The organism is Marinobacter sp. V032 (assembly GCF_052645435.1).
Genome location: NZ_JBQXYE010000001.1, coordinates 963,324 through 986,277 on the forward strand (window position 1 = coordinate 963,324; position 22,954 = coordinate 986,277).

At 56.6% G+C, this 22,954-nt stretch carries 24 protein-coding genes; 4 read left to right on the forward strand and 20 right to left on the reverse strand.

Annotation, left to right across the window (positions count from 1 at the left end; all coding sequences use genetic code 11):
- Nucleotides 1–4: 4 nt before the first annotated feature.
- The 3 genes from ACUN9X_RS04420 to ACUN9X_RS04430 all read right to left on the reverse strand — a co-directional run bounded on the left by ACUN9X_RS04420 (nucleotide 5) and on the right by ACUN9X_RS04430 (nucleotide 2,305).
- Nucleotides 5–934: a lipase family alpha/beta hydrolase gene (locus ACUN9X_RS04420; protein ID WP_445472311.1), complete on the reverse strand. Its 930-nt coding sequence runs from the start codon at nucleotides 932–934 to the stop codon at nucleotides 5–7.
- A gap of 169 nt (nucleotides 935–1,103) precedes the next feature.
- Nucleotides 1,104–1,430 carry a DUF3301 domain-containing protein gene (locus ACUN9X_RS04425; RefSeq protein ID WP_260038979.1) on the reverse strand — a complete coding sequence of 109 codons (327 nt, stop codon included), beginning with the start codon at nucleotides 1,428–1,430 and terminating at the stop codon, nucleotides 1,104–1,106.
- 2 nt (nucleotides 1,431–1,432) lie between these two features.
- Complete coding sequence (locus tag ACUN9X_RS04430; protein ID WP_260038978.1) at nucleotides 1,433–2,305, reverse strand: prephenate dehydratase; 873 nt, start codon at nucleotides 2,303–2,305, stop codon at nucleotides 1,433–1,435.
- Between the two features lie 162 nt (nucleotides 2,306–2,467).
- On the opposite strand from ACUN9X_RS04430, the gene ACUN9X_RS04435 reads away from it, so the two are divergent.
- Nucleotides 2,468–3,052 (forward strand): DnaJ domain-containing protein, encoded by a 585-nt coding sequence (locus tag ACUN9X_RS04435; protein ID WP_445472312.1) that lies wholly within the window; start codon nucleotides 2,468–2,470, stop codon nucleotides 3,050–3,052.
- Nucleotides 3,053–3,074: 22 nt separating this feature from the next.
- Here the strand turns inward: ACUN9X_RS04435 and ACUN9X_RS04440 are convergent, their stop codons facing one another.
- Nucleotides 3,075–3,845 carry a secretin N-terminal domain-containing protein gene (locus tag ACUN9X_RS04440; RefSeq protein ID WP_445472313.1) on the reverse strand — a complete coding sequence of 257 codons (771 nt, stop codon included), beginning with the start codon at nucleotides 3,843–3,845 and terminating at the stop codon, nucleotides 3,075–3,077.
- Between the two features lie 557 nt (nucleotides 3,846–4,402).
- Here ACUN9X_RS04440 and ACUN9X_RS04445 point away from each other — a divergent pair.
- A complete protein-coding gene (locus ACUN9X_RS04445; protein WP_445472314.1) occupies nucleotides 4,403–5,500 on the forward strand; it encodes a 3-deoxy-7-phosphoheptulonate synthase in 1,098 nt (365 codons plus the stop codon).
- 20 nt (nucleotides 5,501–5,520) lie between these two features.
- Here the strand turns inward: ACUN9X_RS04445 and ACUN9X_RS04450 are convergent, their stop codons facing one another.
- The 15 genes from ACUN9X_RS04450 to ACUN9X_RS04520 all read right to left on the reverse strand — a co-directional run bounded on the left by ACUN9X_RS04450 (nucleotide 5,521) and on the right by ACUN9X_RS04520 (nucleotide 18,993).
- Entirely contained in the window at nucleotides 5,521–7,458 is a 1,938-nt protein-coding gene (locus ACUN9X_RS04450) for a methyl-accepting chemotaxis protein (protein ID WP_445472315.1), read from the reverse strand.
- Nucleotides 7,459–7,644: 186 nt separating this feature from the next.
- Nucleotides 7,645–8,292 carry a LysE family translocator gene (locus ACUN9X_RS04455; RefSeq protein ID WP_445472316.1) on the reverse strand — a complete coding sequence of 216 codons (648 nt, stop codon included), beginning with the start codon at nucleotides 8,290–8,292 and terminating at the stop codon, nucleotides 7,645–7,647.
- A gap of 308 nt (nucleotides 8,293–8,600) precedes the next feature.
- On the reverse strand, nucleotides 8,601–8,915 hold the full coding sequence (locus ACUN9X_RS04460; protein WP_445472317.1) for a HigA family addiction module antitoxin: 315 nt from the start codon (nucleotides 8,913–8,915) through the stop codon (nucleotides 8,601–8,603).
- A 10-nt stretch (nucleotides 8,916–8,925) separates the two neighbouring features.
- On the reverse strand, nucleotides 8,926–9,360 hold the full coding sequence (locus ACUN9X_RS04465) for an ankyrin repeat domain-containing protein (protein ID WP_445472318.1): 435 nt from the start codon (nucleotides 9,358–9,360) through the stop codon (nucleotides 8,926–8,928).
- Nucleotides 9,348–9,644 (reverse strand): hypothetical protein, encoded by a 297-nt coding sequence (locus ACUN9X_RS04470; RefSeq protein ID WP_445472319.1) that lies wholly within the window; start codon nucleotides 9,642–9,644, stop codon nucleotides 9,348–9,350. The genes ACUN9X_RS04465 and ACUN9X_RS04470 overlap by 13 nt, the downstream gene beginning before the upstream one ends.
- A 34-nt stretch (nucleotides 9,645–9,678) precedes the next feature.
- Nucleotides 9,679–9,981 carry a putative quinol monooxygenase gene (locus tag ACUN9X_RS04475; RefSeq protein ID WP_008927334.1) on the reverse strand — a complete coding sequence of 101 codons (303 nt, stop codon included), beginning with the start codon at nucleotides 9,979–9,981 and terminating at the stop codon, nucleotides 9,679–9,681.
- 141 nt (nucleotides 9,982–10,122) lie between these two features.
- Nucleotides 10,123–10,419: a hypothetical protein gene (locus tag ACUN9X_RS04480; RefSeq protein WP_260038766.1), complete on the reverse strand. Its 297-nt coding sequence runs from the start codon at nucleotides 10,417–10,419 to the stop codon at nucleotides 10,123–10,125.
- 82 nt (nucleotides 10,420–10,501) lie between these two features.
- Nucleotides 10,502–11,044: a hypothetical protein gene (locus ACUN9X_RS04485; protein ID WP_260038767.1), complete on the reverse strand. Its 543-nt coding sequence runs from the start codon at nucleotides 11,042–11,044 to the stop codon at nucleotides 10,502–10,504.
- A 356-nt stretch (nucleotides 11,045–11,400) separates the two neighbouring features.
- Entirely contained in the window at nucleotides 11,401–12,213 is an 813-nt protein-coding gene (locus ACUN9X_RS04490; RefSeq protein ID WP_445472320.1) for a heme ABC transporter ATP-binding protein, read from the reverse strand.
- 48 nt (nucleotides 12,214–12,261) lie between these two features.
- Complete coding sequence (locus tag ACUN9X_RS04495) at nucleotides 12,262–13,296, reverse strand: FecCD family ABC transporter permease (RefSeq protein ID WP_445472321.1); 1,035 nt, start codon at nucleotides 13,294–13,296, stop codon at nucleotides 12,262–12,264.
- Nucleotides 13,286–14,143: a heme/hemin ABC transporter substrate-binding protein gene (locus ACUN9X_RS04500; protein WP_445472322.1), complete on the reverse strand. Its 858-nt coding sequence runs from the start codon at nucleotides 14,141–14,143 to the stop codon at nucleotides 13,286–13,288. Before ACUN9X_RS04500 ends, ACUN9X_RS04495 begins: the two co-directional genes overlap by 11 nt.
- Entirely contained in the window at nucleotides 14,134–15,231 is a 1,098-nt protein-coding gene (locus ACUN9X_RS04505) for a hemin-degrading factor (protein WP_445472323.1), read from the reverse strand. The genes ACUN9X_RS04500 and ACUN9X_RS04505 overlap by 10 nt, the downstream gene beginning before the upstream one ends.
- 14 nt (nucleotides 15,232–15,245) lie before the next feature.
- Nucleotides 15,246–16,424, reverse strand: coding sequence for an HmuY family protein (locus ACUN9X_RS04510; RefSeq protein WP_445472324.1), 1,179 nt, complete (start codon nucleotides 16,422–16,424; stop codon nucleotides 15,246–15,248).
- 24 nt (nucleotides 16,425–16,448) lie between these two features.
- Nucleotides 16,449–18,500: a TonB-dependent receptor plug domain-containing protein gene (locus ACUN9X_RS04515; protein WP_445472325.1), complete on the reverse strand. Its 2,052-nt coding sequence runs from the start codon at nucleotides 18,498–18,500 to the stop codon at nucleotides 16,449–16,451.
- Nucleotides 18,501–18,702: 202 nt separating this feature from the next.
- Nucleotides 18,703–18,993: a DUF2061 domain-containing protein gene (locus ACUN9X_RS04520; RefSeq protein WP_260038501.1), complete on the reverse strand. Its 291-nt coding sequence runs from the start codon at nucleotides 18,991–18,993 to the stop codon at nucleotides 18,703–18,705.
- Nucleotides 18,994–19,269: 276 nt separating this feature from the next.
- Between ACUN9X_RS04520 and ACUN9X_RS04525 the strand changes: the two genes are divergently transcribed.
- Complete coding sequence (locus tag ACUN9X_RS04525; RefSeq protein WP_445472326.1) at nucleotides 19,270–19,743, forward strand: Dps family protein; 474 nt, start codon at nucleotides 19,270–19,272, stop codon at nucleotides 19,741–19,743.
- A 237-nt stretch (nucleotides 19,744–19,980) separates the two neighbouring features.
- Nucleotides 19,981–21,711: a choice-of-anchor I family protein gene (locus ACUN9X_RS04530; RefSeq protein WP_445472327.1), complete on the forward strand. Its 1,731-nt coding sequence runs from the start codon at nucleotides 19,981–19,983 to the stop codon at nucleotides 21,709–21,711.
- Nucleotides 21,712–21,813: 102 nt separating this feature from the next.
- Here the strand turns inward: ACUN9X_RS04530 and ACUN9X_RS04535 are convergent, their stop codons facing one another.
- Nucleotides 21,814–22,953 carry an NAD(P)/FAD-dependent oxidoreductase gene (locus ACUN9X_RS04535; RefSeq protein WP_445472328.1) on the reverse strand — a complete coding sequence of 380 codons (1,140 nt, stop codon included), beginning with the start codon at nucleotides 22,951–22,953 and terminating at the stop codon, nucleotides 21,814–21,816.
- Nucleotide 22,954 lies beyond the last annotated feature (1 nt).

The window sequence follows — 22,954 nt, forward strand, 5'->3', positions numbered from 1 at the left end:
GGTATTACAGCCCGCGGTTTTTCAGACGGTTTGCCTGGCTACGGTACAGCGAGACCGGGTTGGTCCAGACCGAGCGTGCGCCGAACAGGTGGTTAATTGCGTCCACATGGTTCATGTCGTAGCTGGTGCCGATGACGTTACCCATTTTGGAAGAGCAGACGCTGATCAGACCATCGCTGGCTTCGTTGCCAAAAGCCTTGGACGTCACAATCAGGAAAGGATCAGATATGTCAGCGACGTTGGTCCACACATTGTCGCCGCTCCACGAGAAGTACTTGATCTTGTTGCCATTGATCCAGACATCTTCATTGGTGCCGGAGCAGTTGTTTTTGTTGATCCCTTTCCAGCCTAACGCGTTGTTCAGGTTCCAGGTGCTGGATGTGGTCAGGGTTTCCAGTGCCGCCACGCCGTCCTGTGGATTGTTGGAGTCGGACAGAGCGTTGACGATATCACCCAGTGCATTGGCAATGGCGTTGACACCGCCTTCGACATAGCTACCCGGCGGAATGATGCCACGGATCACATCGGCTACTTTTGAACCCTTGTTGGCGCCGTTGATTGATGTGATCGATGCGATCTTGTTGGGAATCAGTGAGGCGGTGACCCGGGCCGACGGCGCGCCCTGAGAATGGGCCATGATGTTGACCTTCGATTCGCCCAGGCCATTAATGTAATTGGCCAGCTGCTGCCCCCGTGCTTCACTGCTGTTGACGAAGGAAACCGACGCAGTATAGACCTTGGCGCCGTCACGCTCGAGATTCCAGGGAACCGTGTGGAAATAATTGACCAATCCGCCAATCGTGCTGAAGCCGGTAACGCCGTGGACCAGTACGATCGGATGTTTGGTTTTGGTGTAACCCCACCAGGCAAAGGTAGGGGCGGAAACGGTGGCACAGCATAACGCCACCAAAAAGATGATGAGTTTCTTACGCATGGTTGACTCCTGTTGTTTTTGTAAGGCGGGCTTCTTTAGCGAAGCTGCCGGTCGTCAATGCGCGGTCATTATTAAAGAGGAATAGCGGTAGGCTGAATCACCCATTTGGGGGAGATCAGGTTACACGATGGCAGAGTTGAAGGCCGATCACACTGATCGGGCCTGTGGGTTACTGCTGGCCGGGTGGCAGCCGGTGGGGTTGCAGTTCCATGTGCTCGATGGTGCGCCCGAGCAGAACGGCATGGCCGAGATAGCGGTCTTCGCCGGTGGAAGTGAATTCGAACATGAAACGGCGCCAGACCCTGACCCGCCCCTCGGGATCGCGCTTGAACCAGATGCCCCGCAGGTATACGGCGTCATCCAGCAGCAGAACGTCCAGCCTCTCGCAGTGTTCCCGGCACGCACGGAGGACATAGTCCTTGATTTCTTTCGCGCGCCACCAGTACCAGGCGATATAGCAGAGCAGAAAAATAATGAAGAGGTTGCCGAGGGTCACAGTCAGTCCCTGAATTGATGGCTGGCGCGGAACGGATGCGCCTCGCAGGTACCCAGAATTCGCACGTCTTCTGCAAAAAAGGCGAGCTCTTCAAGTGCAAGCTGCAGCGAGCGCTGGGCCACGTGACCTTCGATATCCACATGGAACTGACTGGCACTCAGGCTGCTGCCGATAATGTAGCTTTCCAGCTTGACCATATTTACGCCATTGGTGGCAAAGCCCCCGAGCCCTTTATAGAGCGCGGCCGGAATGTTGCGCACGCGAAATACAATGGAGGTGATATAGGCGCGGGAGGGATCAAATTCGGGGATCACTTCTGTGCCCGAGAGGATGATAAAGCGGGTGGTGTTACCCGTCACATCCTGGAAATGATCGTTCAGTATCGTCAGGCCATACAGCTCTGCAGCCAGCTTAGAGGCAATGGCGCCCCGGCTGCGGTCGCCGCCTTCACTGACGGCCAGCGCCGCGCCGGCAGTATCGAGCGTCGCTTCGGCGGTGAAGCCCGCGGCTTCAATGTGACGTGCGCACTGGGCCAGAGCCTGGGGATGGGAGGCCACGGTGGACAGCTCATCCAGGCTTACGCCTGGCAGTGCCATCAGACAATGATTGACGGGCTCAAAATGCTCGCCCACCAGGTGCAGTTTCATTTCAGGGATCAGGCGGTAAATCTCTTCAACCCGGCCTGCGGTGGAGTTTTCCAGCGGGATCATCGCACGCGCAGCGTAGCCATTTTCAACGGCGCGCATGGCATCCAGAAAACTGGTGCAGGGCTGCACGGCGTGATCCGGAAAGACTTTCTGGCAGGCTAAATGTGAGTAAGCGCCACGGTGACCCTGGAAGGCAATTGCCGCGTCCGTTGGCAATGAGCTGAGCATAAAAGGAACGTCCTGATTATCTGAAGCTCCGCAAGCATAGCAAAACCGCGATGCGCCACCTATTGCCATCTGTTCAGAAAAGGTGAGAAGGCAAACTATTGAGCCGTTCGGACAGAGAAGGATAGGCTGGCCAGTCGGATTTTGGCATGATGAACAGGCGATATGATAACCCCGCACGGTGGGTTTCCGGCACGGGATCGACGGGATCGTCAATCACCGTCAATTGAAGAGGTAAGCGGCAAGGTGCACTGGATTCTCGGGATCGGGCTGACCATCGGTGTTTTTCTGGTACTGCAGCACTGGTCAAACCTGCCGGCTGACAGGAAGCGACAGTTTATTACGCGCGTCCTGGTTGGCGGCTTCATTGTTATGCTGCTGGCCCTGTTGCTGACTGGTCGCATTCACGTGTTGGTCGCGGCCGTGGGAGCGCTGATTCCGTTTCTCAGAAAACTGCCGGCGTTGCTGCGTTATATGCCGCTGATGAATAAAGCCTACCGGCATTTCAAAGGCGAGACGGGCGCCGCTGGCGGCCCGGAGGGTCAGCATCGCCAGCAACAACACGCCACCGGTTCTGCCATGTCACCCCGGGAAGCCCGTGACATTTTGGGCGTGACTGAATCCGCGACACGGGAAGAAATCGTCGCTGCTCATCGCCGATTGATGCAGAAAATGCATCCCGATCGCGGCGGCAACGACTACCTGGCGGCGAAAATTAACGAAGCCAAGAGCGTGTTGGTTCCCAAATAAGCACGAAAAGACGATCGATGGCTTATCGCAACACATCCACTTTCACAGAAAAGCTCTGGGAGCTTTGTCTGCTGCCACCAACTTCGTAGGTAATGCCTGACTGGTTACCCGCCTGGCGGGTATCCGTGCTGCCCAGCTCGACCCACTCGCCCGGCGACACCCGGCGCAGTGTCATGACAGCTTCGGTTTCATAGCCGGCAGGCAAATCCCCCTGCGGGGTGTTATCGAACGCCATAATCTGCAACTCAACCTGCTGGCCGGATATAACGCGCGGGCTGATAACAAAGCCACTGCTGATGTCGACCTGCTGCAGAATCGCCGCCGGATTGAAGCCGCCACTGATGGCGATGGGGAGCGTCTGGATACTGCCTGACTTGATATGGGCAGCCTGGCCATCCTGAACAATCAGCGATTGTTCACGGTTACGCCGGGTCGTAATGACCTTGCGCTCGCCCTGCACGCTGACATTGCCGTTGTTAATCGTGATGCCGCCTCCCTGCCTGTTGCTGTCCCCGGCATTGCCGCTGCGCACGGTAATGCGTAATTGTGCGGCGGCCACGTCCATGGTCTCGATAAGGGTCGAAATTTCGTCCAGCACCCGGGGTTCGGCGCGAACAATCAGCGTCTGGGCTTGAGAGCTGATGCTGAGCTCATCGGGGTAGAGCTGGTGTAGTTGCGCGGCGACATCGTCGGCAGGGCGGTTTTGCAGCGCGTAGGTACGCAGCTCGGGTGCGGCCAGCGCAATCGGTGTCAGTACCATTAAAATCAGCGCCAACAGGCTGTTCCTGATCATTCAGACAACTCCTCGGGCAACATACCGGAATCTACGGTTGTTGCATTACCATCAGACTGGGTTATGATGAAAAGCATGAATAGCTCACGCGCACTCTGTCAATCGGACAGTCAATTACAGCATATTTCCGCTTCCGGTGTTCCGGCAGGTAGCGGCGCGTCTGCGTTTTCGTGGTGGTTTAGCTATGGCTTTTATTTTAGCCAGACGTCGGGCCACGCCTAGAGAACCTTCACTCAGATTTCAGGAAGGCGGCCCGGCAGAAACCCAGGCTGCCACCGGACGAAAAGCCCCGATTGGCAGCAGCCATCGGGGCTTTTTTGATTCTGGAAGACTGGAATAGAGAAATGAACAGTGACATGAACAGCGATATGCAGCCAGATTCCGAGCTGTGCACAGTGATCTCTCACCTTCTTCCGAAATCCGGACGGACAGGTTGGCGATTTATCAGCGGTTGGCGTTATTGAACGTCAACCCTTGTGGTCATTTAAGCAGGGCCTGAAGGCAGGCCGGCGCCCATAAAACTGATATCGCAACTTTTTTGTACCGGAGCACTCATAATGAACATGCCAATGCCAACAACGGATGTTAAAACCACAACTGCACTGAACCCGCACGCGACAGCAGGCAATGACGAGGAGCGACACACTGTGGTGACTTTGCCTACCCCGGCGCAACTTCGTCATGAATTGCCCGTCAGCGCGGAGCTGGCCGAGCAGGTCGCCCGCCACCGGAACACTATTCGTCGGGTTCTGGCCGGTGATGATCCGAGAATGCTGCTGGTCGTCGGACCCTGTTCGGTTCACGACGAAGTGGCGGCGCTGGAATACGGCGAGCGTCTGGCGCGTCTGGCGGAAACAGTCAGTGACCAGTGTGTTGTAGTGATGCGTGCTTACCTTGAGAAGCCCCGTACAACAGTCGGTTGGAAAGGGCTACTATATGATCCGGAACGTACCGGCCAGGGGGATATGGCGCAGGGGCTGGTGCGCTCGCGCCGGTTGCTGCTGAACCTGGCGTCGCTGGGGCTGCCGCTGGCCACCGAAGCCCTTAACCCGGTTGCCGTCAACTACCTGGAGGATCTGGTGTCCTGGACCGCCATTGGCGCCCGGACAACCGAATCCCAGTTGCACCGTGAAATGGCCAGCGGTCTGCCGATGCCTGTCGGTTTCAAGAATGGCACCGACGGCAGTGTCGGCATGGCCCTGAACGCCATGCAGTCGGCGCGTCACTCGCATCATCTGCTGGGCATGGACCCGGACGGTCGCCCGGCAATGCTGATCACCGGTGGCAATCAGGATGTTCACCTGGTGTTACGTGGCGGCCGAGGCATAACAAACTACGATGCCGATAGCATCAGTGAGGCAACAGAAGCGTTAGCCAAGGCTGATCTGAGTGCCGCGATTATGGTCGATTGCAGCCATGACAATGCCTGTAAACAAGCGGAGCGCCAAATGTCGATTGCCCGGGATGTGGTGATCCAGCGCTGTGCCGGCAACACCCGTATCCGGGCGATTATGCTGGAGAGCTTCCTCGAGCCGGGCCGGCAGAACGACGGCGCCGATCTGCTCTACGGTCAGTCGATCACCGATCCCTGCCTGGGCTGGATCGAAACCGAAACCCTGCTGCAATCGCTGGCGGACTTGCTACGCCGTCGTTGAACCCCGCTATGTGGGTCGGCTCAGACCTTGAACCGGCCCACCGCGGCTGACAACTGCGTCATCGCCGAGTCGAGCGAGCGGGCAACGTCTGCCGCCCGGCTGATCGATTGACTGGCGTGGTCGGCTGCGTCATTGATATTCACCGCATTGCGATTGACCTCCTCTGACACCGAACTCTGTTGCTCGGCCATCGAGGCCACTTCGGTGCTCATATCGAAGAGTTGGGCGGTTGCTGTATCGATACTGGTCATCAGGGTGTCGGATTCACGGAATCGCACCTGGCCCTCGTGTGCCAGTTCCGAGGCGCTCTCGATGGCGGCTACCGCCTCTTCGCTACTGCCCTGCAGTGTTTCAATGTTGCGCCGGATCTGCTGGGTGGATTCCTGTGTGCGTTGGGCCAGATTGCGCACCTCATCTGCCACTACCGCAAACCCCCGCCCGCTTTCACCCGCCCGCGCGGCCTCGATCGCAGCGTTCAGTGCCAGCAGGTTGGTCTGCTCTGCAATGCCGGCAATCACATCGAGCACCGAGCCGATATCCTGACTGCGGCTGTTCAGTGAGTGGATCACCGTCGATGTATCCGCCACTTTCTCCAGCAAAGCATTGAGTTTGGCGTTCACCTGCCGGGTGATGTCGCGGTTGTCGGTCATGTCGCCCTTGATCGTATCCACATGGTTGTTGGCGAGCTGAATGCTTTCGGCCACCTGCTGGATTGAAGTGCCCATTTCGTGCATGGCGGCCGTGAGCTGATCAAGCTCGGCGCGCTGGCTGCGGCTGGAGCTGTCGGCATCGCGTGTGGATTGTGCCAGTTCGCTGACGTGTTGACGGGTATCGGCGACCGCGGTATTGACGTCGCGAATCGTATTCTGGGTCCGGCCGATAAACAGGTTGAGTGCCCGTGCCATGTCGGTGAGTTCATCCCGCCCCTGCTCGGGCACCCGTCGGGTAAGGTCGCCTTCGCCTTCAGCGACGGAAAGAGCCGCATCTTTCAGAACATTGAGACGCTGGATCACCCGCTGGCCGATCAGCAGCGCTATCACCATTATCAGCGCGATAGCGCTGATAATGAGCACGCCGATCATGGTTTTGATTAACAGTGATGCCTGATCATCGGTGGTGTCGCGTAGCCGTCCGGTTGCCTCGGCAAATTCGGTGCTGACACTCGACAGTGCCTCTTCAAGAGGGGCACTCATACTGGCGGTTGCGGCATTCAGCGCATTTTCGGTGGCCCCGGCTGCGCTGGCAGTCAGCGACCTGAAGCGATCGCCAAGCGCTTGGGTTTCTTCAGTGATGGCAGCATTACTGACCCCGAGTACCAGCTTGCCGATTTCCACGTCCTGGGAGGTGACAGGTGTCGTGATCAGGCGGGTGCCAGCATCATTGGGTGCGGCGTCCAACACGCTTTTGACGGCGCTACGGATCGGGCTGGCGTCAATCAGGCGCTGCACATCCGGGTTGGTGCGATCGATATAACGGGTCAGCGGCTTGCCATCGCGGTCGAGATAAATGGCGAAGATGATATTCGGATTCTCATGGGCCATTTCCACGAATCGGGTCAGTTCCGGAATATTCTTGTCCCAGATATAGGGTGCAGCGATCTGGGCAAGAATCTGACCGATCACCTGGTTTGACTGTGTTAGCGTTTGCTCAAAGCGTTCGACCACCCGGGTCTGTTCTGATTGAAGTGATGTGGTGAGCGTTGTGCTCAGATCCGTCTGCACCTGCCCGGCCATTGATCCCACAATGTCGTTGATGTGCTCGCGGCTGTCATCGAGTTTGTGGGTGACGGAGGTGCGGGTTTGTTCAAACTCGCGGGTGAGGGCCTGTTCAAGGTTGTCCACGTTGGCGCTGGTGATGCTGGCCACCAGAATGACCTGAGCAGCCGACGCGATAATCAGCGCCAGAAACAAGGGCAGCGCCAGCCGGCTGCGAAAAGCGTTTCTAAAAAAGCGGAGCATAGTTGTCTCTCTGAAGAAAACGCACATCCCTGCGACATTATCGGATGGATTGCCACGTCACCCGGCGAACGAAGACCGGTAACCTGTCCGCATCATCGGATGATGACTTTTAGCGTAGTTGGTTTGCCACAAAACAAAAACGGCGGCGAGATTTTTCCGCCGGATATTGCATGGCTACTGAAAAGATTATTCAGCAGATTCCGTGCCAGTGGCAGCAGAGAACAGGAGGCGGCCTGCCAGAGCAAGCAGAACGCCGCCCATCAGGCGATCCAGCCAGTGACCAAATCGGGCAAAGCCGGCGCGCACGCGGGGAAGGGTAAAAAACAGGGCAACGAGCATAAACCACAGACCGGTCGCGACGGCCATGTAGAGGCCGTAGAAGCCTTGCACCAACGTTGGTGTGCCGGGGCTGATGACAACGGAGAAAACCGACACAAAAAACAGTGTGGCCTTGGGGTTAAGGGTGTTGGTCAGAAAGCCCAGTCGAAACGCTTTACCCGGGCTCTGGCGCTCACTGCTTTCGGGCCGTATTTCCATGTGTCCCGGCTTCGCCCGCAGACAGTGGAATGCAATCCAGGTGAGGTAGAGCGCACCGGCGACCTTGAGCACGTTAAACAGGGTAACGGACTGTTGAATCAGCAGGCCGATTCCCAGCAGCGAATAGGTCACATGCACCAGAATGGCCAGGCCAATACCCACTGCGGTCAGCAGCGCGTTGTGACGGCTCTGGAAAATAGCCTGGCGCAGCACAATCGCAAAATCCGGCCCGGGGCTTGCGACAGCCAGGAAGTGGATCAGGGCGACAGTAAGAAATTCAGGCCAGTAATGGGTCATGGAGAACTCTGCTTTAGCGGGTCGTGCACCAGATAGTGCCGGTGATGTCGGGGTTGGTCAAAAATGGGTCGTTGCTGACGGACAGTGACCATCTGCAGATGGCGTTGCCAACGATCAATGCAGCGATAATTCTATCAGAAAGTGTCGGCGTCGGTTTTTTGTGATCGTGTGATGGATGATGTACGACATGAGGTTTTTAGTTGTGGCAGGGCCGTCGTTTAAATCGCTGACACAGAGTTTTGAACACCCTCCACGCGCCGGTTTGGAGCCGCAAAGCGGCGGAAAATCGGTTGCTGTGCAGCCGTTGGTTATGCCCTATGTCCAATTTCTGGCACAGAGTTCCATGGACGAATATTCTTTAACTGGTCTTCAAGGGCATCTTCCGCAATTTCAGTATCGTAAGCTGCCTGAGCTCTCAACCAATAGCCATTAGACAAACCAAAGAAACGACAAAGTCGCAGATCAGTGTCTGCAGTTATCGAACGTTTTCCAGCGATAATTTGACCGATTCTCTGGGCAGGCACCCCAATTTCTTTGGCCAGACGATATTGAGAAATACCCATCGGCTCAAGAAACTCTTCCTTCAGTAACTCGCCTGGTGTTACAGGATTAATATTGCGCATGAGTTACCTCCTAGTGGTAATCAATAATTTCGACATCTTCCGCACCAGCCTCGGTCCAGCGGAAACACACCTCCAGCCTTTCTCTCCAGTGCGGCCTGCACCGACTAGTGACCTTGCCTTCGAACCAAGCCAGTTTGCGCACCATGCTGTCGCCTGCATGATGGAGAGCGAGCTCTAGAGGAGCTATGCCATGGTCGTTTGGAAGGTTGGCATCGGCACCAGCCTCAAGCAGGTAGTGCGCCAATGACACGTCATCGTTGTGTATTGCTGCACCAAGAGCCGAACCGACCTGCTTGTCTTGATAGTTAATATTAGCGCCGGCTTCTATTCGCTTTTTGACTAACTCGAAATTGCCACTGCGAACGGCAAATATTAAAAGCTTGTCCCGTGTCAGCTCCATGCCAGTGCCTACTAACATTTGTTTATGTGCATTTATCGTGGCCACTCAAGTCCCCCGAAACTCTCCATGCTTTCGCCACTCTCAACCTTACCGACAGATAAAGGCAACTGAAAATCACAATGCAAAAGGGTCTCACGCAAGTGATCCGGGACTGGCTGTATTCGTTCAAGCCACTCCTCCAGAATTTCGGTGGCTTGCTCTCGGTCGCGCTCAAGAAAATACCGCCCGCCTTTGGCAACGAGAGTACCGGAAAAGATTGCAACATCTTCTTCTCCCTTCTCGTCTTCGGCCCAGAGAACTAAGGCCAGTTTTCTATTTAGTGCTTGCATTGTTTTCTACACTATAACGCCTGAGTTAGGCTTGCTAGCTAGGTAGCTTTGCCGCAAGTACATCAACGTTTTCGATGGACGGGGGCTCGGAGAACAACTCACCTGCCTTTGCCATCAACGCGGCTGCGACCTTGCCGGAGAGATGGGCCTGCCGACCCGCTTCATCCGGGAAAGCATCAAAGATTCCGAAAGTGCTTGGTCCAAGGCGAATGCCAAACCACGCAGTGGTGTCAGGCTCCTCATTGACGATGGGAAGGCCACTCACAAGGAAGTTCTCAACCTCTTTCTCTTTTCCGGGTTTCGCTTCAAGGCGAACGAACAAGGCTACTTTGACCATGGCATGTCTCCTGTTGTTAAAACGACATCACGATGCGCGATGTTCTTTTGCAAGTCTAACGCCCGCAGCATGCGCGGCTTTGGAATGAAGGCGAAGCCGCAATGGAAAAGCCGTCGCCGTGCCTGCGATTGTTATGTGCATTTATCGTGGCCACTCAAGCCCTCCGAAACTCTCCATGCTTGCGCCACTCTCAGCCTTACCGACAGATAAAGGCAACTGAAAATCACAATGCAAAAGGGTTTCACGCAAGTGATCCGGGACTGGCTGTATTCGTTCAAGCCACTCCTCCAGAATTTCGGAGGCTTGCTCTCGATCGCGCTCAAGAAAATACCGCCCGCCTTTGGCAACGAGAGTACCGGAAAAGATTGCAACATCTTCTTCTCCTTTCTCGTCTTCAGCCCAGAGAACTAAGGCCAGCTTTCTATTTAGTGCTTGCATTGTTTTCTACACATAACGCCCGGCTCACGCGCCGGGTTGGAGCCGCAAAGCGGCGGAAAATCGGTCGCTGTGCAGCCGATTGTTATGGCTGGCTTGACCTTTCATCAGCCGCCCTCAGGAAGAACTCAATAGTCTCTTTCGCAAGCGAGTCGAATGATGCCGCCCACTCCTCAAGGTCGCGTTTTTTGATAACTGAGTTCGAAAAAGGACTCTTCGGATCGCCCAAGAACATTTGGCGCTCCAGCCCTTCACGCTCTCTTCCATAGCAGGGCGTGTAGTGGGCAAGCTTGTTCCTCGATTTTGATTTCCGTCCAAGCTTCTCCGATATTCGCTTCCATTCTTTGAGTTCGGCAGCTGACCTACCTGAAGCTTCAACCGCTGCGTCCGTCACATCGAGACGCGCTCGAAATCCTTGCAGCTTCCAATAAATTCCCGATCCCACCGCATACTCCCGAGGTGCAGTATGAAAGTGGAATACTGCCAGGAGATTCTGCTCTACTATAGCCCACGCCGCCATTGCCTCGCCGTAGGCAACGTAGAACTCTCTGTACTCAGTCTCGGATGGGACTTGGTGCCCCTCGCTTCCCGGCCTATCCGAGGACGGGCCGATCGGAACGTAGCGCATACTCAATATCCTAGCCCGGAAAGGCATAACATTTGTATATGAGTCGCAGAGACCGATATCCCCGCGACCGATATCTCATTTTAAGATTTGGCTTCAAACTAGCTCTCAAGCCCCGGTACGTCAATAATCACGACATGCTCAAAGGGGCCGGGCATTCTGACAAAACGGTCACTGCGACCGATATCCCCGATGTCGAGCTAGTGCGTCAACTGATTGATATTGGAAGAAAAAAGCAGTGAATTATTACGGCACCTGGAAATCACGGTCACTGCGATCGATTTTGCTTTGTGGGGCGGTAAGTCGTTGGGTCCAGATGTGGGGTCATGTTGATTTGTTTTTGATCGGCATGATGGGTTTTAAATCGCAACGGCGAGATGGGCAGGGCGAATCGGCAGGACGACAGGGTAGCCTTCGGCGAGTGTGATAACTCGGGCGTCCAGACCATAGAACTGCATCAGGTTGTCGGCTGTCAGTACGGCTTCCGGCGAGCCTTCACAGGCGACTGTGCCGTGGTTCATCAGGATTAGCCGATCGGCCCACTGGGCTGCCAGGTTGAGGTCGTGCACGGCAACCAGCAGACCATTGCCGCTGTTGGCGAGTTGCCGCAAGCGGTTGAACACCAATTGCTGGTGGGCGGGGTCGAGCGCTGAAGTACACTCGTCCAGCAGAAAGAGACCGGGGTGAGGTTGTTCCCAAAGTTGGGCAAGCACACGGGCAAGCTGAACTCGTTGTTGTTCGCCACCGGATAATGTGGGGACCCGCCGTTGGGCAAGGTCAGCGACATCCATCAGCGCCAGTAACTCCGTCACGATGCGCTGGCGTTGCGCCATTGGCTCTCGGGGCCTGCCGAGGGCAACGACCTCGTACGCGGTCAGCGGAAACTGCATGTCGATTTTCTGCGGCATCACCGCACGATGGCGGGCGAGTTCAGCGCGGGGCCATTGACTGAGTGGCCTGCCGTTAATCGCTATCCCTCCACTGGCGGCTTCAACTTCGCCCGCCACAGCTTTCACCAGTGTCGATTTGCCGGCGCCATTGGGGCCGAGCAATGCCACCAGTTCGCCAGCGCGGACGTGGGCTGTCAGACCGTCAAGAATGTTGCGGCCTTCCAGTTTGAGTGAAAGCGATTCGACGTTGAGCAGCGGGTTGTCGGTTGACGTGTTCAGCATGGTGATCTCGGGTTTATGATTGCTTATCGAATCAGCAAAACCGGTTCCTCAGACGAACCGGTTCCGCATCAGCAGAATCAGGAATACCGGCCCGCCCAGCAGGGCCATTACCAGTCCGATCGGCAATTCGGCGGGGGCGACGACTATGCGGGCAAGGCAATCTGCCGCGACCAGCAGTGTTGCACCGGCCAGCGCACAGGAGGGCAACAGGGCGCGATGGCCTGCGCCCAGCAGTTGCCGCAGGAAGTGGGGCACCACCAGACCTACGAAGCCGATCAGGCCGGATACCGCAACCGCAGCGCCAACGCCCAGTGCCACCAGCAGAATCACGCCGCGTTTGACCCAGTCTGTCGAATAACCAAGATGCCCTGCGACCGGCTCGCCCAACAGAAAAGCGTCCAGTGGTCGGGCCAGTAGTGGCGCCGCGATCAGAGTCAGCAGCATAAAGGGAGCGGATATCCAGACGTCATCCCAGCTGGCGTGGGCGAGGCTGCCCATGGTCCAGAACGTTAGCGAACGGAGTGCGTTGTCATCAGCATAAAAGGTCAAAACGCCGGTACCGGCGCCGGCGACGGCATTGATCGCAATACCCGCCAGCAGTAACAGGGCAACACTGGTCTGGCCCTGTCGTCTGGCAATTCGCCACGCCAGCAAAGTGGTTGCCGCGCCACCCAGAAAGGCGGCAAACGGCAGCGCCCAGCGGCCGGTCAGTGCGCTCCAGCCGGCCAGTCCTGTGCCGCCGAGAACAATCACAGCGACGGCGGCAAGAGCGGCACCACTTGAGACCCCGATCAGGCCGGGATCGGCTAGCGGGTTACGGAACAATCCCTGCAACAGTGCGCCAGCAACTGCGAGCACCGCGCCGGTAAGCAAGCCCAGCACCAGCCTTGGCATGCGGATGTCCCAGAGCACCAGACTCGTGGTGGCATCGGCCGCTTCTGCTCCGGTGAACAGGCGCAGGATATCGTCCAGCGCTACCGGGTAGGCGCCGCTGGTGAGCGCAAACCCACCAGCGGCGACAAGGGCGATCAGTAGCGCAAAGTAGCCTGTTTTTGGCGCCAGGCGGCGGGCTTCAGCGGGCATCGGCCGTGGTCTCGCCAGCGGGTACGATGTTCGCAACCGCTTTCATGGCATCAGCCAGCCTCGGCCCGAATCCCAGCAGGAACATCGCATTGGTGGTCAGCCTGTGGCCGTTTTGCCATGCCGGTAACCGGGTAAGCGCAGGCCAGTCCTGTTCCCGGAACTGGCCCGGTCGTGCTTCGGCAACCACGATCGCATCCGGGTTTGAAACCAGTAACGCTTCGCGGCTTGCGGGCTTGTAGCCACTGGCTTCGGGGACCGCATTGACGAGCCCTAGCGATGTCAGCAGCGCATCAGCGGATGTGCCGGTGCCGGCCAGCATGACGCCGTGGTCTCCGGCTGCGAGCAGGAACAGGACTCGAGCGCCCGATTTGCCGTGCATTTGCAGTTTCACCTGGTCGATCTGGTCACGCAGGGTGGCGACCAGTTTCTCCGATGCTGCTTCTCTATGCACAAGCTGACCGACGTTGGTGATGCGCTCCAGCGCCGAATCGGCGGAGAGCGCAACCGGGAGTTGCACGACCTGCACGCCGGCATCACGAATACGCTCGATTGTTTTAGCCGGACCGGCTTCGGTCGTGGTGATCAGTCGAGTTGGCTGCAGTGACAATACGCCCTCCAGCGGCAGAGCACGCAGGTAGCCCACCTTTGGCAGCGCGGCAACACCATCCGGTGGATAGTGGCTGGTGGTATCCACTCCAGCCAGCTGATCATCCGCATCAAGCGCGAATATGATTTCGGTAATAGCGCCATCGGCACTTACGATGCGCTCCTGTGCAGCGGCTGAAGCCGCCACCAGAGAGAGCAGCACACCGAAAACCGCTGTCAGGGCGGTGCTGATCAGGGGCATAGCGCACGCTCCAGCTTTCTGCATTCTTCCCGCCAGCCTTCGTTTTCAACCTGACCGGGCTTACGCTCACCGAATACCGTAAGTACGAGTTCACCGGTGGCGCTATAACCTTCCACCGATGTGACGATCCCATCTGTGCTGGGTCGGCGGGCGCACCACCAGTCGGTTATGGACGGGATATTGACGTGCAGGTTGAACTTCGGATCGAGAATGTTCAGCCATTCGCCCGTTGGCACGACTTTCTGAATCGGTCCGGAGTAGATCTGCACAATGCCGGGATTGCCAACGAAGATCATCAGCGAACATTGGCTTTCCCGAACCTGTTCAAACAGCAGATCCAGTGGCGAGGAACCCACTGTGCCAGCAGATCCAAGGCGTGTAGCGTAAGTTGGTCCGATAAGCTCCAGTGCGGTCAGGCGATCGACCTTGTGGCGCTTCAGCAAAGCATTGAAATGATGAACGTCTTTCAGCGACGCCCAATCCTGACGCAGGGATTCACCGTCAATAGTCCCTGGATCAACGCGTTCCAGTGGCTTGCGAGCGGGCAACAGATCCAGCGGTTCAGTGGACTTATCCGCCAGAAAGTCCGAAACCAGTGCGTTCCATGCTTCAGTATCCGTGGCGTCGGTGCGGTAGATCTTCTGGATAGCCTGACCGTGGGCATCGAAGAACTGCAAGCTCTCACGCAGGCCGGAACGGACTTCTTCGCGCACCCTGAAACCGTGATGCCACTGGCCGAAGAACACGCGGACGTCGATGGCACCCAGCGCCAGCCCCATTGTGCCGGAACCGGCCGTTCGGAACTCTTTGAAAGTGCCCGTCACTTCATGGACGACGGCGTCGTTGCGGCTGAGAATCATCACTTCGCCAACCGAATCCATGGCTTCGAGCAAGCTTGAAAACGCGGGCTTCAGAGCCTGCACATTGTCGTCTTCACGCAGCAGTACCAGCGCCAGCTCGGACACACCGAGCTGATTCGCCGCGTTCCGGATGCGCAGGTTCGGCTGGGCTTCGCGCAATGCCTGCCAGCGCTGTTTCAGATCGCTATGGCTAGGGTTCGCAACCGGTTCAGCAATAGAGGTTGTCATATTCCATGGCTCCATCAAGGTGTTGTCGTGGCGGTCAGGTCGGCAGTTGTCCAGCGAATAGTAGGCTGGCCGCTGCCGCCGCTTGCGCCGTAATAGCTGGTAACCTGGAGTGCATAGACGGGTGCCTGTGCATCAGTGCTGTCGGCATCAATCAGGTAGACACGGTAGTTCGGCCACAACTGGTGGGCGCCTTGCAGGTCGTAGGCATACCAGGATGAGGTGGTGAAAATGCCGCTGCTGGCATCTGCGGTATAGCGGGCACTGATGTTGTTGCTGTCGGGATCGCTGGTGGCACTGGTGTAGGTTGAAAGGTCGGACCATTCAAAGGGGCCGAATACACCGCCGTTTCCGTCACCGGACGGGCCGCTGTTGCTGCGCAGGATAATATCCCGACCCTGAAATCCGATCTGCAGATCCCATACGTCTGACGTTTCACAGTCAACGGTGGTATCTGTGTCAAAGTCAAAACAGGCCAAGCCACCAGTGGCTGGAATGGAACCTGTGAAGGTCAGTGTGGGGCCTGCAAACTGAACGGTGCCGGCGGCCTGTACATTCAAGCTGAACTCGAAATTCCTGATGCCATCGCCTGAGCGTGTCGGGAAGTCGAAGTCAGTGGTCCGGACCCGGGCATAGCTGTCGCCCTCTGCCGAGCGCAACAGAAAGCCGTTATCTGCATTTTCGGTGATGTTGCCGTTGGTGAAGTCGTAAACGTACCAATCGCTGCCGAACAGGCTGGTCAGTGCATCTCCGGTCCAGCTTGAAGGCTCATTCATGGCGGCCAGAAGATGTTCCAGTTCGCTGTTAGCGGTGGCGTTCAGAAAAACGCTGGCGTTTGGGTTGCCGCTGGCGTCATAGAAATCCGCTTGGTCTGCGCCCACGGCGCCCACAACATTGCCCGGCCCGGAAGCACCACCGTTCAGCTGAATGTTGGTGCGACTGAATGCCAGGTGCCAGGCGGTTGATGCCGCTGCTTCCGCGGCAGTCATGTCGATCATTTGGCCGGTATCGAGATTCAGGTAAACGTATCGGCTGCTGTCTGAAGCATCAATGGTTTTGCTGGTAACGCCTGATGTGTCATCGCCGCCGGATGAGTCGTCTGAACCGCTGATCTTATTATCACTGCCTCCGCCGCCGCAGCCCGAAAGCAGGGCGAGTGCGATCGCGAGTGCCAGGGGTGTTGTTGTCATCTGCATGTCAGTTCCTCTTGGTTTTCGTTATTAGTCACGGGTGTTAGTGCCGAACCCAACCTCAATACCGGCATAGATATAGCGTCCGGATACCGGGCCGAAATCACTGGCGTTATCGAAATTGCGCTGCTCGTCAGTGACGTTGTTGACGCCACCAAACAGTCGCATCGAATCGGTAATGTCCTGATTCAGTTTGAAGTCGTAGGTTGTGAATCCCGGCGATACGGCGTTGGTTGCCGCGTCCACGGTCTCGTCGCTCTGGCTGCGAATGCGCACCAGCCAACTCAGCCCGGGCAAAGGGGTGAGTCCGTCAAAGCCTGCGCGCACGTCATGTCGGGGGCGGCGGGTCAGCGGTTGGTTGTTGGTGAGATCTTCGGCTTCGAGGTAGGTGTAGCCGGCGGTGACTTTCCAGCCCTCGCGGAATTGCCAGCCCACGGTTAGTTCCGCGCCCTGGGTGCGGGCTTTTTCAACGTTGGCGTATTGGTAAACCTGTATGCCGTCATTACGGGCAGCCGTGGCCGCGGCATTCAGTTCGGTCTGAATCAACTGGTCGAAATCGTTATAGAAGCCGTTGACCTCGACCCAGGCGATATTGCGATAACGTAGCCCGCCGCCGAACTGGTAGCTGTCGGACTCTTCCGGCTGCAGGTCTGGCGTACCGTTTACGATATAACCGAGTTGGCTATGGTCGAACAGGTAGTGGCGTTCTTTCAGGTTGGGCACCCGATAGCCTGATCCCCAACCGCCACGAAGGTAAATATCGACGTCCGGCGAACTGTACAGTCCGTAGCGTGCGTTGATTTTCGGTGCGACGTGGTCGCCGAAATCCGAGTCATGCTGGTAGCGGACCCCGGGCACGATTTCCCAGCGATCGCTCGGCATCCAGGTATCCTGCAGCCAGATTTCCTTGCTGTTCTGACTGAACTTGCCGGGACCATCCAGTTCGGAGGCTCCATCCAGTGTTTGTTCAAGCCCGTTGCGGCGATAGTCCGCTCCCACCTGCAGGTAGTGTGTCTCGGTCAGGTCAAGGCCGGTCCAGCCGGAGGCCTGCGAAAGCGTGACGTTGGCATCGCGATAGTCGAACCGACTGCCCGCCGTGTACTTGTCGGTGACGTCGTCCAGATTCTCGTGCATCAGATCCCAATGCCATTCAGGGCCATCAGCAGGTTGATGACGCCCCCCGATAGATGCTCGCCAGCGATCGACGGTTTCGTCTTTACCAGCGTTAACCGGGGCACCGGGACGGTCCAGCAAGTAGTGGGACACGATATCTTCGCGGAACAGGCCGACCTGAGCGTAAAGCCGGTGAGCATCAGACGGCAGCCATTCCAGGCGGTTGGACACGTCGGTGTGCTCAACGGCATCTCCGGGCCGCGCCCAGGTGTCTGGTTCGGGATCAATGCCGTCGGTCTCCCGCCTGGAAGCGGCTATCCGCCAGCGGAGTTGTTCGTTTCCAAGACTAAGGCCCGCCTGGGCGTTGCGGCGGGAAAAGTCATAGCGCTCTCCACTGGGGTTTTGATCCCCGTAGCTGCCACCGTCAATCGTCAGCTTGCCGTGGGCGCCCTCGGGAATCGGTCGGGTAATAACGTTGACGACACCGCCCATTGCAGAGCTGCCGTATTGTGCCGAAACCGCGCCCTTGACGATTTCGATGCGCTCAATGTCGAGAGTGGCGATCTGGGTGACGTCAACTGAAGAGCCGGTGGTGGCGGTGACGGGTAGGCCGTCAATCAGGATCAGCACTCGGTCGGCATTAACACCCTGCATCCAGACCTCGTAACCGGATTTGCCGTGGATCTGGCGCAGTTGCAAGCCCTGGACATTTTCAAGGGCGTCTTTGAGATCGCGAGCGTGGGTGTTCTCGATTTCTTCCTGTGTGACGACCTCGGTGCGTACCGGAGTATCACTGACGGTTCGTGGGGTTCGTGTTCCCGTGACCACGACCTCATCAAGATACAGGCGCGACAGCATTGAGGGGTTCTCAGGCTTTGCGTCTGCCGCACTACTGACAAGCGGCACGAAGCCTGCTCCTGCCACCAGCGCAATTAATCCCGGGCGCCACTGCAAGCCAGGTAACAACATAGGGGGATCCTGTTAATAAATGCTAACAATAATGCGAACGATTATCATTAAGACTGATAGGTGTGTCAACTATGACAACAGACTGATGCAGGGCGAGGGTGGATCTTAAAATGGTGAGAGTGCAGGCAGAGGCGAGTTACCACGCCGAAATGGCCGTCCTGCCCGAGCGCCGGGCTGCTCGGCAGGAGGTTGGTTAAGCTGTTCAGGCGCAGTCAGATCGCCTCTGAAATGAGCTGTTTTCGGTGGCTATGCCAGTGGAAGCTTGTGTCCGACGGGCTTGGCGTGACCACAGTTTCTCGTGGAAGAAATAGGCGACGGTGTTAATGGCTGGTTCAACCATTGCTATCAAACTACCCACAATGATGTCGCCGGTGAGCAGGTATGCGACAGTAAACGCGACCGTAAAGTGGGTAATGGCGAATGTGATCGTTTTCAGTAGCGATTGATCCATCCCATTGCCGTGGTTATGGATAAAGTGACTTAATACGCTCATGAGACTCCCCGGATGAATGATGATAGCGGTCGCGGATTGCGGTTAAACCTTGAGAGCCATTAGATAGTGAATGAGAATCATTTTTAAATTCATTGATTGTTTTAAATCTATAGCTTCAGGCTATTTACAAAAGTCTGGATGGCACGGTCTCAGGATAGGGTTTTGCTATTGGAATTATGTTGACAATAAATTATGTTTTTATCGCTGTTAATCCTAAGATTTCCTTCAAGATAATTTAAAGTTCACTTATCGGTGAGCGTCTAAAGGAGTAAACGTATGAGCACCAATCTGATTGGCCTGGACACCGCCAAAACACAGCAATTGGCGAATGATCTCAACGATCTTCTGGCGAACTACCAGATTTTTTACATGAATGTTCGCGGTTATCACTGGAACATCAAGGGCTCCAATTTTTTCGAGCTGCATGTGAAGTTTGAAGAACAGTATGACGACTTGCTGCTGAAAATTGACGAAGTGGCTGAGCGCATCCTGACACTGGGCCATCGCCCTGCTCACGCCTACAGCACTTACATTGAGCGCTCTGATGTGGAAGAGCGGAAGGACGTCAGCGACGGCAAGACTGCTGTGCAGCATATCGTCGAAAGTTTTGCCAAGCTGATCAAGAAGCAGCGGGAAATTCTGAACACAGCTGGAGAGGCCCAGGATGAGGGGACGGTAGCGCTGATGAGCGATTACATCTCCCAGCAGGAAAAAACTGTCTGGATGTATCGCAGTTACCTCGGCGAGTAACGTCTCAAGGGTGATAGCCGCTCGGCAGTGATAAGCAATTTGGGCTTCTGTTGAGCGACTCCTGAGCACTGAAACACATAAAAGCCACCCCGGGCGCCCGGCGGTGGCTTTTTTAATTGTCCGTGTCACGTTTTGTCTGTGTGTCACTTGGTTGTCACGATACTGAAACCTGTCGTCTATAGCGTCCTGTGAGCACTTTGTTGGCGCTTACCTTCTTTCAGACGAGGCATTATCGTAATGATGAAACGGACGTTATTTTCCCTGGCAATTGCCGCTGCAACTTTTGCTCTGACCGCTTGTAATGACAGTAGCGACGATGCTCCGGGCGGTGATTCAACTTTGCCCGCGACTGAAGCACACCGTTCGGTGGGTATCGAGCTGTCAGTGCTGAGCAGCTATCGCACAGGGCTGGTCGCGGGTGGAGATTCGGCTGCGGAGATTGTCTCGTACGATCCGGTCAATCATCGACTGTTTGTGATTAATGCCGCGAATGTGTCCGTCGATGTGCTGGACATGAAAGATCCCGCCGCACTGTCAAAAATGAGCACCATTGATGCAAGCATTGAGGGTGGCTCGGCAAACAGCGTTGCGGTGCAGGGTAATCTGGTTGCGGTCGCCATCGAAGCTAACGTCAAGCAGGCCAACGGCAAGGTCGTTTTTTATAACCTCACAGACCTGCAGAAAGTGGGCGAAGTTGAAGTGGGCGCGCTGCCGGATATGGTGGTCTTTACGCCGGATGGCAACAAGGTGCTGGTGGCCAATGAAGGTGAGCCCAATTCCGACTACACGGTTGATCCGCAAGGCTCCGTCAGCGTGATTGATCTGTCTGCCGGTGTTGCAGGTGCCACGGTAAAAACGGCTGACTTTACGGCATACAACGGTCAGGAGACGCAGTTGCGTGCTAACGGCATCCGGATCTTCGGACCGGGCGCCAGTGCGGCTGAAGACTTTGAACCGGAGTATATCGCGGTCGCGCCAGACGGCTCTAAAGCCTGGGTGACCCTGCAGGAGAATAACGCGGTAGCCGTGCTGGATCTGGCGACCGATACCATCACACAGGTTCTGCCGCTGGGCTACAAGGATCATATGCTGGCCGGCAATGAGCTGGATCCGAGTGACCGTGACCTGAACGCCTCAGACAAGGACGGTGCCATTCATATTGCGAACTGGCCTGTGCTGGGGATGTACCAGCCAGATTCAATCTACAGCTACAGCGTAGCGGGCAAGACCTACTATGTGACTGCCAATGAAGGCGATTCCCGCGATTACGACGGCTTTACAGAAGAGTTTCGGGTCAAGGATCTGACACTCAAAGCAGGCAGCTTTGCCGCCTTACCCGATTTGCAGGAAGATCATGAATTGGGTCGCTTGCGTGTCACGGCGACACTGGGAGTCAGTAACGGGTGTGACCCCTCATCGGTGACAACCGATATCGAAGCGGACTGCGAATACGACACACTGTATGCCTATGGCGCCCGGTCATTTTCCATCTGGTCGGATGATGGTGCCCAGGTTTTTGACAGTGGATCGGATTTCGAGCGCATTACTGCCGAAAAAATTCCCGATAACTTCAACAGCACCAACGACGAAAACGACAGCTTTGACAGTCGCTCCGACGACAAGGGGCCTGAACCGGAAGGGCTGGTATTAGGGCAGATCGAAGACCAGACGTTTGCGTTCATCGGTCTTGAACGGGTTGGTGGCATTATGGTGTATGACATCACCGATCCCGTCTCCCCGGTCTTTGTTCAATACATCAACAACCGTGATTTCGGCGCCAGCGAAACTGATCTGCTGAGCGATATGGCAGGGGATCTGGGGCCGGAAGGTTTGTACTTCATCGCCGCTGATAAAAGCCCGACGGGAGAGCCATTGCTGGCGGTGGGGAACGAAGTCAGCGGTTCAACCACTCTCTACCGCATTGCGGTCACCGAGCTGGCTGGCGAAGCCGATACGGCGACAGAATAGAACTGCGGTGGAACGCGCGAGTATCTGTGCTTAAGTCGTTGATACGGAAAAGGAGCCGGGAAGCGCCTTTTCCGTTCAATTCCTGTTGATTCAGTGCCCGGATCACACCGCGGCTTTTAGCGCCGGCACATCGGTATGCAGAAACCACTTTTCAGTGACCACTTTGCGGGTAAACCAGTGTGAGCGCATCAGGCCGCTGGCAACTGAGGATTTGACCCAATCGGGTAGCTGCCAGCCGTTACCATGATCAAGAGCCCTGCGGCCAAACCTGTCTGCAATGGCCTCGCCGTAGCGCTGGAGATTCTGGGCGCTGAAGTCCGGTGCCCGACGAATCGTCCCGGCAGCCAGCAGTGCGGATTCTATGGCCGGGCGGATACCTTCGCCGCTCTGGGTGTAGGCGAGCCCGGCGGCATCGCCGATCAGCATAATGCCATCGTCCACCAACTGCCGGTCGGCGTGGGCATAGAGCAGATAAGCGTGACCCTTGAATCGGCCTGGAAGATCGTCAGGAATCCGGCCCTGTTGTTTCATGTCGTCGACAAAAGCATTGAGATGGTCGCTGAGCTTGTGGTTGTCTTCGCGGCCCAGTCCGATGTTGAGGAAATTGCCTTTGCGGAATACCCAGGCATAACCTTTCAGATCACGGCAGAACCACAACTCCGGTTGCTCGCCCTGAGCCCGGCAGAGAGAGGCCTGGGCATCGGTCATTTCAAATTCAATTTCCTTGGCGGTGACGGCGGTTTCGTGAGAGCCGGGGCCTTCGCCGAGCTCGCGCGCAACCGGGCAGAAATGCCCGCCGGCGCCCACCAGCAGCGGGGCTTGCCATTGCCCGTTGATCGTCCAGTTATCGCCATCACGGGTTATGGTTTTCACCGGGGTGTCGAGCACCTTGTCCACGTCAACCCGGCTGAGCAAGTAGTCGTCAAACTCGCAACGGCGAATGCCGTAGCTGACAGGCGCCGTACCATGGTTATTGTCCACGGCGGGTTGGCCCATCATGCCAATACGAAAGCCGGTGATCGGTTGCAGTATCCGGTCTTTGCGATAGTCCTCGATATCAAGGCCGAGACTCTCGATCACTGCGGGTGTAACCCAGCCGGCGCAGGTTTTGTCTCTCGGAAAGCGTGCCTTGTCGATAATCAGAATCCGTTTGCCGCTGTTTCTGAGCCCCCAGGCCAGTGTAGCCCCCGCCGGTCCACCGCCAACGATAATCAGATCATAGTGATTGTCAGTCTGTTGCATG

Coding starts and splice junctions, on each gene's coding strand:
- ACUN9X_RS04505 (WP_445472323.1), bottom strand. CDS start 15,231: ATGACAACCTCTATTGCTGAACCGGTTGCGAACCCTAGCCATAGCGAT.
- ACUN9X_RS04520 (WP_260038501.1), bottom strand. CDS start 18,993: ATGAGCGTATTAAGTCACTTTATCCATAACCACGGCAATGGGATGGAT.
- ACUN9X_RS04430 (WP_260038978.1), bottom strand. CDS start 2,305: ATGCTCAGCTCATTGCCAACGGACGCGGCAATTGCCTTCCAGGGTCAC.
- ACUN9X_RS04460 (WP_445472317.1), bottom strand. CDS start 8,915: ATGCGCAATATTAATCCTGTAACACCAGGCGAGTTACTGAAGGAAGAG.
- ACUN9X_RS04455 (WP_445472316.1), bottom strand. CDS start 8,292: ATGACCCATTACTGGCCTGAATTTCTTACTGTCGCCCTGATCCACTTC.
- ACUN9X_RS04485 (WP_260038767.1), bottom strand. CDS start 11,044: ATGCGCTACGTTCCGATCGGCCCGTCCTCGGATAGGCCGGGAAGCGAG.
- ACUN9X_RS04420 (WP_445472311.1), bottom strand. CDS start 934: ATGCGTAAGAAACTCATCATCTTTTTGGTGGCGTTATGCTGTGCCACC.
- ACUN9X_RS04490 (WP_445472320.1), bottom strand. CDS start 12,213: ATGCTGAACACGTCAACCGACAACCCGCTGCTCAACGTCGAATCGCTT.
- ACUN9X_RS04510 (WP_445472324.1), bottom strand. CDS start 16,424: ATGCAGATGACAACAACACCCCTGGCACTCGCGATCGCACTCGCCCTG.
- ACUN9X_RS04500 (WP_445472322.1), bottom strand. CDS start 14,143: ATGCCCCTGATCAGCACCGCCCTGACAGCGGTTTTCGGTGTGCTGCTC.
- ACUN9X_RS04495 (WP_445472321.1), bottom strand. CDS start 13,296: ATGCCCGCTGAAGCCCGCCGCCTGGCGCCAAAAACAGGCTACTTTGCG.
- ACUN9X_RS04440 (WP_445472313.1), bottom strand. CDS start 3,845: ATGATCAGGAACAGCCTGTTGGCGCTGATTTTAATGGTACTGACACCG.
- ACUN9X_RS04535 (WP_445472328.1), bottom strand. CDS start 22,953: ATGCAACAGACTGACAATCACTATGATCTGATTATCGTTGGCGGTGGA.
- ACUN9X_RS04445 (WP_445472314.1), top strand. CDS start 4,403: ATGAACATGCCAATGCCAACAACGGATGTTAAAACCACAACTGCACTG.
- ACUN9X_RS04470 (WP_445472319.1), bottom strand. CDS start 9,644: ATGCAAGCACTAAATAGAAAACTGGCCTTAGTTCTCTGGGCCGAAGAC.
- ACUN9X_RS04515 (WP_445472325.1), bottom strand. CDS start 18,500: ATGTTGTTACCTGGCTTGCAGTGGCGCCCGGGATTAATTGCGCTGGTG.
- ACUN9X_RS04530 (WP_445472327.1), top strand. CDS start 19,981: ATGATGAAACGGACGTTATTTTCCCTGGCAATTGCCGCTGCAACTTTT.
- ACUN9X_RS04435 (WP_445472312.1), top strand. CDS start 2,468: ATGATAACCCCGCACGGTGGGTTTCCGGCACGGGATCGACGGGATCGT.
- ACUN9X_RS04525 (WP_445472326.1), top strand. CDS start 19,270: ATGAGCACCAATCTGATTGGCCTGGACACCGCCAAAACACAGCAATTG.
- ACUN9X_RS04475 (WP_008927334.1), bottom strand. CDS start 9,981: ATGGTCAAAGTAGCCTTGTTCGTTCGCCTTGAAGCGAAACCCGGAAAA.
- ACUN9X_RS04450 (WP_445472315.1), bottom strand. CDS start 7,458: ATGCTCCGCTTTTTTAGAAACGCTTTTCGCAGCCGGCTGGCGCTGCCC.
- ACUN9X_RS04480 (WP_260038766.1), bottom strand. CDS start 10,419: ATGCAAGCACTAAATAGAAAGCTGGCCTTAGTTCTCTGGGCTGAAGAC.